This window comes from Paenibacillus sp. FSL F4-0100, from assembly GCF_037993005.1.
In the GTDB taxonomy this organism is placed as follows: domain Bacteria; phylum Bacillota; class Bacilli; order Paenibacillales; family Paenibacillaceae; genus Paenibacillus_AQ.
On sequence record NZ_CP150303.1, the window covers coordinates 3,502,192 to 3,514,762 of the forward strand.

General features: G+C 51.8%; 8 protein-coding genes. All 8 read left to right on the forward strand.

Features of this window, described 5'->3' with window-relative positions; translation table 11 throughout:
• Window positions 1-137: 137 nt before the first annotated feature.
• The 8 genes from MHH48_RS15880 (at window position 138) to MHH48_RS15915 (ending at window position 12,320) form a co-directional block, all read left to right on the forward strand.
• Window positions 138-1,283 (forward strand): SGNH/GDSL hydrolase family protein, encoded by a 1,146-nt coding sequence (locus MHH48_RS15880; protein WP_076323251.1) that lies wholly within the window; start codon window positions 138-140, stop codon window positions 1,281-1,283.
• A gap of 82 nt (window positions 1,284-1,365) precedes the next feature.
• Entirely contained in the window at window positions 1,366-3,078 is a 1,713-nt protein-coding gene (locus MHH48_RS15885; RefSeq protein ID WP_076323252.1) for a right-handed parallel beta-helix repeat-containing protein, read from the forward strand.
• A gap of 14 nt (window positions 3,079-3,092) precedes the next feature.
• Window positions 3,093-5,531, forward strand: coding sequence for a glycoside hydrolase family 95 protein (locus MHH48_RS15890; protein WP_179090644.1), 2,439 nt, complete (start codon window positions 3,093-3,095; stop codon window positions 5,529-5,531).
• Between the two features lie 238 nt (window positions 5,532-5,769).
• Window positions 5,770-7,485 carry an alpha,alpha-phosphotrehalase gene (treC, locus tag MHH48_RS15895; RefSeq protein ID WP_076323253.1) on the forward strand — a complete coding sequence of 572 codons (1,716 nt, stop codon included), beginning with the start codon at window positions 5,770-5,772 and terminating at the stop codon, window positions 7,483-7,485.
• Window positions 7,486-7,511: 26 nt separating this feature from the next.
• The gene (treP, locus tag MHH48_RS15900) at window positions 7,512-9,542 is read left to right on the forward strand and encodes a PTS system trehalose-specific EIIBC component (protein WP_076323254.1); all 2,031 of its coding nucleotides are present in this window, start codon (window positions 7,512-7,514) and stop codon (window positions 9,540-9,542) included.
• Window positions 9,543-9,605: 63 nt separating this feature from the next.
• Window positions 9,606-10,343 carry a trehalose operon repressor gene (gene treR, locus MHH48_RS15905; protein WP_009592969.1) on the forward strand — a complete coding sequence of 246 codons (738 nt, stop codon included), beginning with the start codon at window positions 9,606-9,608 and terminating at the stop codon, window positions 10,341-10,343.
• A 181-nt stretch (window positions 10,344-10,524) separates the two neighbouring features.
• Window positions 10,525-11,307 (forward strand): SDR family oxidoreductase, encoded by a 783-nt coding sequence (locus MHH48_RS15910; protein WP_076323255.1) that lies wholly within the window; start codon window positions 10,525-10,527, stop codon window positions 11,305-11,307.
• Window positions 11,308-11,342: 35 nt separating this feature from the next.
• Window positions 11,343-12,320: a BadF/BadG/BcrA/BcrD ATPase family protein gene (locus MHH48_RS15915; RefSeq protein WP_076323256.1), complete on the forward strand. Its 978-nt coding sequence runs from the start codon at window positions 11,343-11,345 to the stop codon at window positions 12,318-12,320.
• Window positions 12,321-12,571: the final 251 nt, after the last annotated feature.

Sequence of the window (12,571 nt, forward strand, 5' to 3'; positions counted from 1 at the left end):
GCAGCTGCGGCTGCCATGAAGTCATTCCAACATCCATATGCGGGTGCCGGTCTAAACTGATCGGCCACTCCGCATTTTCTCTGTTTCACGGGTATCTATGGAGAAGACAGAGGAATGAAACGAGGGAAGGTGATCATATGTCGGATTATAACAAAGGCATGGACCGTACCGCGTTCATCGTCCATCGCCGAGGGCTGCCTCATGTTAAAGCTAAGCTTGCAGGGGAAGAAAAGGTGACGGTTGCCTTTCTGGGCGGATCCATTACGGAGGGAGCCGGTGCCTCAGCGGCCGATAAGACCAGCTGGCGTGCTTTAACGGCTCATTATTTAAGAGAACGTTTCGGAAATTCGCGGATTCGCTCTATTAACGCAGGGGTCGGGGGGACGGATTCTTCGCTTGGAGCTCACCGTCTTCGCGAGCACGTGCTGAGTGTCGGGAACATCGATTTGCTATTCGTGGAATTCAGCGTAAATGACGGGAGCGACCGGGAAGAATCCATCAGAGGAATGGAGGGAATTGTGCGCCAATGCCGTCGTCTGTCTCCCGGCACCGATCTATGTTTCATTTATACCGGGTCGGAGCGAAATCTGACCCGTATCCGGCCGTATCCCATTGCCGTTCACGAAGAAGTGGCCGAGCATTACGGCATCCCTTCCGTCGATTTTGCCGCCGGCATTTATGGCATGCTGCATAACGGTGAGGTCGCGTGGTCATTGCTTGCAGCTGATGGATATCATCCGAATGATGAGGGGCATGAGATATACGCCGGTTTTTTGCAAGGATATTTGAAGGAGCTGCTGTCGACAAAGGCAGAGTCATTGATGCTCGATCACTGCGGACATTTGCCCGCAGAACCGCTGCTGGCGGGGAACTACGAATATGCCGAAATGCTCCCATATGAGCTAGCCGATTATACCGGGGATTTTCATATCCGGGAGCTGCCGTTAGGTTCAAAGCTCATGAATTGGCGTTATGCAACAGATCACAGGTACTCTGATCATCCGAACACTTCGTTTACGTTCACCGTGGAAGGACAAAGCGGCGGACTGCTGCTGTTATGCGGACCCGACACCGGAATCTTTGAATACTCGATGAACGGCGGGTCCATCGTACGGGTCAATCCCTTCGACGAGTGGTGCTTGAACGCTTATCGGCCAGTCAGCGTACACTTTCCGAGACTTCAAGTGCGCGGGCCGATTTCGATCATGGTTCGCAATTCAGGACTCAAGGATAAGCGAAGCCAGGGTACGGGCATGCGCGTGCTGAAGCTGCTAGCGAATTAGACGGAATACCGGATTTTCCGCGAGGGGTTACACCAAGCTCGCAAAGGGCTGTTACTAGTAATGGGAGGTGTTGTCACTGCATATGCCTGGAAATCAAAACACTACAGCTCCGATCATCCTTTCGCTCAGGGATTACGAGGACCCCAATAACCCGGATGCGCAACCTGCCATGAAACGCGCGATAGAAGCCGCCAGGGCAATGGAAGGCTCGGTCATTCTGGACATACCGCCGGGATGCTATCATTTTTATCCTCAATCGGCTGATCGGGAAGCGTATTATATCTCGAATACAACCAGCGAGGAAGAGAATCCGGATGTGACCAAAACGATCGGTATTTGGCTTAAGGATCTGCACCAAGTGACGCTCGAGGGAAACGGCGCTTTGTTTGTTTTCCACGGAAAGCAGACGATGCTTGTGCTCGATGGCTGCACGGATATTGAAATTCGCAATCTGCACTGGGATTACGCCTCCCCGACCGTGACCGAAATGACGGTGGATAGGTGCGGCGATGCTTACCTTGAGGCAACCGTTCACCCGGATTCACGCTATGATTGCGCTGACGGCCAATTCGAATGGGTTGGCGAAGGCTGGCGTTTTCGCGAAGGACCGATGCAGTTTTGCAGTGCGGATTTGGGTGCTGCCTGGCGAGTGGACAATTGGCTGGAGCGAGTGGTGTTTACCGAGGAGTTGTCGCCGCGTCGGCATCGGTTTCATTTTGGAAATCAGGCCCCTCCGCACGTGGCTCCCGGTACGATCGTGCAAATGCGCGACGGCATTCGGGACCAGGTTGGCATGTTGATCACCGGAAGCTCCGGGGTGACGATTAGCGACGTGGGCCTGCATTTCATGCATGGACTGGGCGTGGTTGGACAGTTCAGCGACAATCTGACCTTTGAACGCTTGGATCTGACGCCGCGTCCGGAGACCGGCCGCACGGTGGCAGGATTTGCGGATTTCATCCACCTGTCGGGCTGCAGGGGGAAGGTCTCGATTCGGAATAGTCGGTTTGCAGGGGCGCATGATGATGCGATCAATGTCCACGGCACCTATCTTCGGATCGTTGGTAGACCGGCCTCCAATCAATTGCTTGTCAGGTTTATGCATCCTCAGACTTACGGATTTTCTGCTTTTCTGCCGGAAGATGAGGTCGCGTTCGTGAATGCGGATACGCTGAACCCCTACGCTTTCGGACGAGTCGCCGCTGTCGGCATGAAGTCGCCGCGCGAATTGCTGCTCACGTTGGAGAACGCGGTTCCCGCTGACATCGGAGAACGGGATGTCCTTGAAAATGTGACTTGGACGCCGGAGGTCGAAATTGTCGGCAATACATTCGCCCGGATTCCCACGCGCGGAATTCTGGCCACGACGCCGCGGCGGATCGTGATTCGGGATAACACCTTTTTGAACATGCAGATGAGCGCGATACTGGTCGCAGCGGATGCATCATCCTGGTACGAATCCGGCGCTGTAACCGATATGAGCATTGTGGATAACCGGTTTGTGAATTGCGGCGGCCCCGGACATGCCGTGATACGGATTGCGCCTGAGAATAAACATCATCAGGCAGCGGTTCACCGCAGCATTCGGATTGCGTGCAACTGCTTTGAAACTACCGGAGAAGATTGGTTAATGGCAAGAAGCACGGAGGGACTGATATTCCAAAATAACGTGATTCGGATGCAGGAAAAACACGGCCTTGCAGGGAATATCCGTACGGACGAACGTGTCCATTTGGAAGCCTGCATTGGAGCGCATATTTCGTGTAATGACTTGGAGTATGACGATTTGACATAAGGGAGGTAAGGTGAATGGGAGCAAACATGAAATTACATTATGAGCGACCGGCGACGGTTTGGACCGAGGCGCTGCCGATCGGCAACGGACGTCTTGGAGGCATGGTCTACGGCGGCGTGGAGCGTGAAACGATCAGCTTGAACGAGGATACCCTGTGGTCCGGTTATCCCAGGGATTGGAACAACCCGTCTGCCCGGGAAGTGCTGCCGGAGATCCGGGAGCTGGCAAGCCAGGGACGTTATATGGAGGCTGATCAGCTAGGGCGCAAGATGATGGGGCCCTATACGGAATCTTACCTGCCGTTAGGAGACTTATGCCTCAGGTTTGATCATGGAGGCGTGTTTCATTCTTACCGAAGAACGCTGGATATCGCCAATGCCGTGCAACGAACGGAATACCGCATCGGCGAGGTGACCTACACGAGGGAATGCTTCGCGTCCAGCCCGGATCAGATGATTGCTTTGCGGTTAACCTCGAGCGCTGCTTGCGCCCTGAACTTTCATGCCTATCTGGAAAGCCCGCTGCGTTATACCGTAAAGACTGAAGAAGATATGTACTCCATGTCGGGATTTGCACCGGAACGCGTCGAGCCCAGCTACGTTTCCTCTGATCGTCCTATCCGTTACGGCGATCCTGAACATACCGCTGCCATGGCTTTCGATGGTCGGCTAGCGGTGGCCGAAACGGATGGCCGCGTTACCGTGGACGCAGCTGGCATTCATGTACTGGATGCAAGCGAAGCGGTCATTTACTTCACCGCGGCCACCAGCTTCAACGGATTTGACCAAATTCCCGGTCACCGCGATGGCGGAGACCATCCGGCGGCTGCCGCCGCTGCTATGGCTGCGGGTAGCATGAAAGCTGCATTCAGCCAGTCCTGGACAGAGCTGCGCGAGCGGCACATCAACGATTATCGCAGCCTGTTTGACCGCGTTAGCCTCCAATTAGGCGAGACGCTGGCTGCCGGAGATATGGACACGGAGGAGAGAATCGAGCGATTCGGTGCCCGGGATCCAGGCCTGGTCGAGCTGCTGTTCCACTATGGCCGCTATCTCCTGATTTCAAGCTCCAGACCGGGAACGCAAGCCGCCAATCTTCAGGGGATATGGAATGCCTCAACCCGGCCGCCGTGGAGCAGCAATTGGACCTTGAACATCAATGCGCAAATGAACTATTGGCCCGCGGAGGTATGCAATTTGGCGGAATGCCATCAGCCTCTGTTGGAGCTGATCAGAAGCCTGTCGGTGAACGGTGCGGAAACCGCCGCCGTCCATTACGGTACCCGGGGCTGGACCGTTCATCATAATACGGATATCTGGGCCCATACCGCACCAGTCGGCAATTACGGGGACGGCGATCCTTCTTGGGCGCTTTGGCAGATGGGAGGAATCTGGTTAACGCAGCACTTATGGGAGCATTATGCATATAGCGGCGATCAAGCCTATTTACGATCGTTCGCTTATCCCCTCATGAAGGAAGCCTCTTTATTTGCTATGGACTGGCTTATAGAAAACGACGCAGGCCATCTCGTGACATCGCCGTCGACCTCGCCTGAGCATAAATTCCGCACGTCTGAAGGGATGGCGGCACTCAGCGAAGGGGCGACCATGGATATTTCCCTCATATGGGAGCTGTTCACCAATTGCATGGAGGCAGCCGGCATTCTCGGCGTGGATGAGGAATTCCGGGAGGAATGGAGCAGCAAACGGGAACGTTTGCTGCCTCTGCAGGTCGGCCGATACGGTCAGCTGCAGGAATGGTCCCATGACTCCGAGGATGAGGACGTATTTCATCGGCACACGTCCCACCTGGTTGGGGTTTATCCTGGACGGCAGCTATATGCGGAAGAAAGCCCGGATCTGTTTGCAGCTGCCCGAACCTCTTTGGAGCGTCGCGGAGAGGAAAGCACGGGCTGGAGCCTGGGCTGGCGGGTGGCGCTATGGGGCCGGTTCGGTGACGGCAACCGTGCGCTCCTACTGTTAACCAATATGCTGAGATTGGTGCGGGACGGGGAATCGGAGCGTTACGATCACGGAGGTGTGTATGCGAGTTTATTAGGAGCGCATCCTCCTTTTCAGATCGACGGCAATTTCGCAGCTACAGCGGGAATTGCGGAATTGCTGCTGCAGTCGCATCGCTCCTTACTCATGCTGCTGCCGGCTCTGCCGGATGCATGGCCGGAAGGCGAGGTACGTGGACTGCGGGCACGAGGCGGCTTTGAAGTCGGCATTCGCTGGAAGCATGGGAGACTGACGGAGGCAGAGATCATGTCTCGTTTGGGGAATGTATGCAGCGTAAGCATAGGTAATGGACATGGAAATGGGATCGCGGTTTACCAAGGCGATACCAGCATTCCCGTACAGGTCTCCGCCAAAGGCGTATTTTCATTTGAAGCAGAACGGGGCTTAACCTATCGACTGGTCACGGATCACGCAGGGGATCCCGGTGCTTGATCGCCATAATGGAGACCTTATCGATGGTATCCATACAATACTATGTTAAAAAAGACTCCTTGAAGGAGTCTTTTTTATGTGATATCAGAAGAATATTCCAATTAATTTGTTATTTTTGTAGTCGAAACGTCCGGGAAGTGGGTATTAAATGTTAAACGGTTGACAACCTGTATATACATGTATATGATTTTCCTATATGCAACCTGTATATACAAGATGGCGAGGAGGACGAAGTTTCATGTTGAACCCAGAAACCCAGTCTCAAGATTGGTGGAGAACTTCGACGGTTTACCAAGTATATCCGAAGAGCTTCAACGACACGACCGGTAAAGGTACCGGCGATATACGAGGGCTCATGGAGAAACTGGATTATATAAAAGGGCTTGGTATCGACATTGTGTGGCTTCAGCCGGTGTATGTTTCTCCGCAAAATGATAACGGTTACGACGTTGCGGATTATTGCAGCATCGATCCTGTATATGGGACGATGGACGATTTCGACGAGCTTGTTGCCGAGTTGAAAAAAAGAGGCATGCATCTGATGATCGACATTGTCGTGAATCATTCTTCGACCGAGCATCGATGGTTTAAAGAAGCGGTGTCTTCTCGCAATAACCCGTATCGAGACTATTACATCTGGCGGGATCCCGCGGAAGATGGTGGTCCGCCCAACAACTGGCAATCCAAGTTTGGAGGACCGGCATGGCAATATGACGAAGGGAGCGGGCAGTATTACTTGACCCTTTTTGACAAAACGCAGGCAGACCTGAATTGGGAGAACGCGAAGGTCCGTGCGGAGGTTGTGGATATCCTCACCTTTTGGGCGGACAAGGGCGTAAGCGGATTCCGGATGGATGTCATCAATCTCATATCGAAAGATCCCTCGTATCCGAATGATGACGGTTCGGTAGCACCCGGAGATGGACGCAGATTTTATACGGACGGACCAAGTGTGCACAAATACATTAAGGAATTGAACGAAAAAGTGTTCAAGCCTTATAATCTCGTCACGGTGGGTGAGATGTCCTCCACCACCCTGGAGCATTGCGTTCGTTACTCGAACCCGCAGGAGAACGAATTCTCCATGACGTTCAACTTCCACCATTTGAAGGTAGACTATCCCAACGGGCAAAAATGGGAGCTGAAGCCTTATGATTTCGAGGAGTTGAAAAGAGTGCTCTCCGATTGGCAAATCGGCATGCAGAAGGGGGGCGGCTGGAATGCCCTGTTCTGGAACAACCATGATCAGCCGCGCGCGCTGACCCGGTTCACCAATGATGGTGAATTCCGCACGGAAAGTGCAAAAATGCTGGCTACGACGCTGCACGGATTGCAAGGCACGCCATATGTATATCAAGGCGAAGAGATTGGGATGCCTGATCCGAACTGGAATGATATATCCGAGTTTCGGGACATTGAATCCTTAAACATGTATGCCATTCTCCAGGAACAGGGTAAAACGCCGGAGGAGGCTGCCCACATCGTCAAGGTACGCTCGCGAGATAACTCCAGATTGCCTATGCTGTGGAATGACAGCGATCTAGCCGGCTTTACGACGGGGACGCCTTGGATCAAGATCGATGAGCGGTATCCGCTGATCAATGCGCAATCTGAAGTGGAAGATCCGCATTCGATCTATCATCATTATCGGAAGCTGATTGAAATGCGAAAGAACATTCCGGTGATTACAAACGGTGAATATGTTCGCCTGGATGAAGGCCATCCCGAAATCTATGCGTATGCCAGAAAGAACAAGGAGCAGACGCTTGTTGTGATTTCCAATTTCAGTGATCGCGACGTATCGTTCGAACTTCCTGAGAAGAAGCTAGTGAATCTGACAGAAATCCGATGGGCTCAGCTGCTAATCGGCAACACAACGGAAGAACTCGAACTTACTCTAACGGTTGCACTTCGACCGTATGCATCCTATATGTGGCTTATCCATAACAACTAAATTCATAATGTCAGGAGCGAAGAGCTATGGCCCTTGATCGCAAAAACGTGGAGCGCATTGTCGAGGCAGTCGGTGGAAAAGACAATATCGAAGCCGCTACGCATTGCGTAACCCGTTTAAGATTTGCCCTTGTGGACGACAGCAAGGTGGATTCCCAAGCCCTAGATGAGAACGATTTGGTGAAAGGGCAATTCTCGTCCCAGGGACAGTTTCAGGTCGTGATCGGACCGGGTCTTGTCGACCAGGTTTACAATGAAATGATGGACATCACCGGCGGAGCAAGAGTATCGAAGGATGAAGTGAAGAACATTGCGAGTAAGAAGCAAAATCCGCTGCAGCGAGCGATCAAGACGCTTGCGGACATTTTTATTCCCATCCTGCCGGCGATTGTCATGGCAGGTTTGCTGCTTGGCATTAACAATCTGCTTACAGGACCGGGTATTTTCTATGAAGGTCAATCGTTGATACAGGTCCATCCCGAATGGGCGGACGTAGCCTCGATCATCAATCTGATTGCAAGCACCGCCTTTACTTTCCTGCCTGTCCTGATCGGCTGGTCGGCGGTACGTCAGTTCGGGGGCAATCCGCTGCTAGGAATCGTACTGGGTCTGATTCTGGTAAACCCGGATCTGCTCAGCGCCTACCAGTATGCGGATGCCAAGCTTGAAGGCACGGTTCCGGTTTGGAACCTGTTCGGCTTTGAAGTGGAGAAAATCGGATATCAAGGCCAAGTGCTGCCGGTTCTTGTCTCGGCTTATATTTTGGCCAAAATCGAGAAGTTCCTGAACAAACGCGTCCACGATTCCATCAAGCTGCTTGTCGTGGCACCCGTTGCCCTGTTGGTGACCGGGTTCCTCGCGTTCGTTCTGGTGGGGCCGATCACGTTTGCCATCGGCAACGTCCTCACCTCAGGCCTTGTCAGCATTTTTGATTCCTTTGCCGCTCTGGGCGGCCTGATCTATGGCGGACTGTATGCACTCCTTGTTATTACGGGAATGCATCATACCTTCCTTGCGGTGGACATTCAGCTCATCGGCAGCGAAGGCGGAACGTTCTTGTGGCCGATGCTGGCATTGTCTAATATTGCTCAAGGTGCCGCAGCGCTGGCCATGATGTTTATCATGAAGGAACAGAAAGCGAAAGGACTTGCCGTTACATCTTCCATCTCCGCCTTCTTGGGGGTAACGGAGCCCGCCATCTTCGGGGTCAACGTTCGTCATAAATATCCGTTTATTTTCGGTATGATCGGATCCGGGATTGCCGGCGTGCTGCTGGCGGTGAACAACGTTCTGGCTTCATCGATCGGCGTGGGCGGGATTCCGGGATTCCTGTCCATCTTCCCTAACCAGTGGGGCGTCTTTTTCATCGGCATGGCGATTGTACTGGTCATTCCGTTCACGGGGACATTGCTTTTCGGGCGTTACCAGTTGTCCAAGCAGTCTCGATATGCAACGGAAGGGAATGCTGCTGGTATAGATGGAAGAGCCGAAACTGTTAAAACGGAATCGAACGGCAGTCTTCAATCCGAGTCGTTCGCGTCGACGGAAACGGCAAACAGTCTAACCATGGAAGCGGCGCAACAAGGCGCAGTAGAGGTCATGGCACCGATCAAAGGGAAAGTGGTTCCGCTGTCAGAGGTACCGGACCCTGCCTTCGCCGAGAAACAAATGGGCCAGGGCATTGCCATCATCCCGTCCGAAGGTAAAGTGTATGCTCCGTTTGACGGCCAAGTCGCCCATCTCATCAAGAAGAGCAAACATGCGATTATTTTGACGGATACGAACGGAATTCAGATCCTGATTCACGTCGGAATCAACACCGTTTCGTTAAAAGGCGAAGGATTCACGGCACATGTGGAAACGGGTGCGAAGATAAGGAAAGGGCAGTTGCTGCTTGAATTCGATATCGATCGTATTCAACAAGCCGGATTGCCGGTCATTACGCCGGTCATTATTCCGGATGGGCAAGATCACATTCAGAACGTCACGGAGTTTGAAGGCGAGGCGCTTCCTGGCGAAACGCGAGTGCTTCAGGTGACTCTCGGTAATGGAAGCTGATAGGTTCCTATGTAACATGTATTGGCTGCTGGAAAATGGTACAATAACTGATGGTGATAAAGGATGACGAACAACATTTATTGGACGCTGTATAAAGACTATGCCGACCAAATCGAAACCGGCGCTTTGCAGCCTGGCAGCAAGCTGCCCTCGGAGAACGAGCTTGCGGCAACCTATCAGATTACACGGGAAACGGTCCGCAAGGGACTGAATTTACTCGCCCAAAACGGCTATATTCATAAGGTTAAGGGCAAAGGTTCGTTTGTGCTGGATACCGGAAGAATGAATTTCCCGGTTACGGGGCTTGTCAGTTATAAGGAAATGGCGGAGCGGATTGGCCGGAAGAGCCGTACGATTGTGTATGAAACGGAATGCGTTCCGGCCGGGGACGCCATCGCGAAGGAGCTGCAAACCCGTCCGGACCGGCTTGTGTGGAAAGTGATCCGATCCAGGGAAATTGAAGGGGAGCGCATCATCCTCGATGTGGATTATTTGCTTGCCGACATCGTTACGGGTTTAACGAGAGAAATTACGGGCGATTCCATCTATCAATACTTGGAGCAGGAGCTCCATCTAAAGATCAGTTACTCGAAAAAAATCATCTCCGTGGAACGAGCTACGACGATGGACCAGTCCTATATGGATCTTGGAAGCGATACCCATGTCGTCGTGGTCCGAGGTTACGTCCACTTGGAAGATACCACGCTTTTTCAGTACACGGAATCAAGACATCGATTGGATAAATTTCAGTTTGTGGATTTTGCAAGAAGGGAATCCAATCATGATTTTGGAGACAAATAGAAGTGAAGTTAGCCGCGAGCTTATCGCGGCTTTTTTTATTGGCTTCCCATGTCGCTCATTCGCAAAGGGCCGTGCAGATCAGCAGCGTAATAGATGGAACAAAGAGGAAAACTCCCGGTTGATGTTGAAGCTGTAATAGTGGCAAAGATTCAAGCAATCCAGATAAAGGAGCTGATGGATCATGGATTTGGGACTCCATGGAAAGGTCGCGTTAATTACCGGGGGGAGCAGGGGGATTGGCCTTGAAACCGCCGTTACGTTTGCGTTGGAAGGGGCTAAAGTTGCCATATGTGCAAGAGATGAGGAGCAGTTAAGGGCTGCTGCGGATCATATCAGGCATCTATCGAAATCCGAAGCGTTAACCATCGCAGCGGATGTTACGAAACCTGAGGATTGCATACGAGCCATAACCGAAACCGTCAGTCGCTACGGACGGCTCGATATCCTGGTGAACAATGCCGGAACCGCCGCAGCGAAGCCGTTTGAGCAGATCGACGACGAGTCATGGGCATCCGATCTGGATCTCAAGCTGTTTGGCGCGATTCGGTTTTCGCGTGCGGCCGTCCCTCATCTGCGGAATTCCGGTGGCGGTGCGATTGTTAATGTCACGACATCCTGGGCCAAAACGCCGCCGGCTTCATCCATGCCCAGCAGCGTCAGCCGCGCGGCAGGACAAGCCATGACTAAAGCGATGAGTCACGATTTGGCGAAAGACCATATCCGGGTAAACACCGTATGTATCGGAATGATCCGCAGCGCACAGCTTGAAGAGCGATGGAAACGGGAAGAACCTGGACTCACATGGGAACAGTACGCACAGGACACGCGCCACAGGATTCCGCTCGGACGTATTGGAAACACGGAAGAAGCGGCAAAAGTTATCGTATTTATGGCATCCGATGCTGCCTCCTATATAACTGGAACTTCTATTAATATTGATGGGGGTTCAGCTCCGGCCTTGTAAGCCGTTAGCAATTAAAAACACGGGAGGTCTTGGATATGAAGCATGAAGTTGTGATTGGAATTGATGGAGGCGGCTCGCAGACGCGCGTCATGGTCAGCGATTTGAATGGAAATGTTCTCTCCTATGCCGTTGGCGGAGCCTCCTCGATCCATAAAGACAGCCATGCGCACGAGAATGTTCAGCAAACCATACGATCGTCACTTGCCATGGCGAGCTGCGGCGTAGATCAAGTCAAGTGTCTATATGCGGGAATAGCGGGTTATGAGTCGGATCAAGACATGGAGTGGGTAACTCGTTTAACCGCTATAGAAGGACTCGATTGTCCGAAATGGTACGTGAACGATTCTCTTGTCGCACATGCAGGTGCATTCATGGGGAATCCAGGAATCGTTGTTGTGTCGGGAACGGGGTCCATGATTCTGGGAATAACCGAACAAGAGATTCCTATCAGAAATGTGGATTTCCATCATTATGCCGCCAGCGCTGCGAGATTTCTGTCTTATGATGCTGTGTATCAAATGTTGGCCGGGAATATCCATCCCTCCGATGAATCGTTGGTCCGCGAAATCCAATCCTTTTGGGGAGTCGAAAATATGGATCAACTTCGAATGTTGGCATCTTCGGGCTTTATAAAAGATCGACAAGAGCGAGACAAGAAGTTCGGGGAGATGGCTCCTCTTATCACAACTGCAGCTGAAGTCGGAAGCCGATTAGCTCGGAGCGTGTGTGATGAAGCCATGAAGCAAATCATGGTAGGCGTTGAGATTCTAGGTTCATTCTTTGAGTCGGATCATGTATCGGTAACCGGGATCGGGAGTGTCGTAAACTGCGCTTATATGAAATCAAAACTAATGAGCAGCTTGCAATCGGGCATAAACAAACATTATGAATACCGGAGCCCCCAATTATCGGCCGCTGCCGGCGCTGTGCTTATGGCACTTCGGAGTTTGGGGTTGCAGGTTGATTCCCATAGGGTTGAATCCATGCGCAGGCACCCCAATGCTACATGGTAGAGTATCTTTGAATTACTAAAAGTATTTGATCTCTGATCAAATACTTTTTTTATTTCTCACTTGAATACAGGGTGTGATCTAAATTGATTAATTAAACCCATGTTCACCAAATGAATTCACTAGAATCATGATGCTTGGTTGTTAGTTTTTAGTTCATTGGTTGTTATATATTATGGAATTAATCTAAAAAAACCCTAAACATAACATAGTAAAAATAGAAAATATTTCTTGTCTAACCTAAAAAAATGATG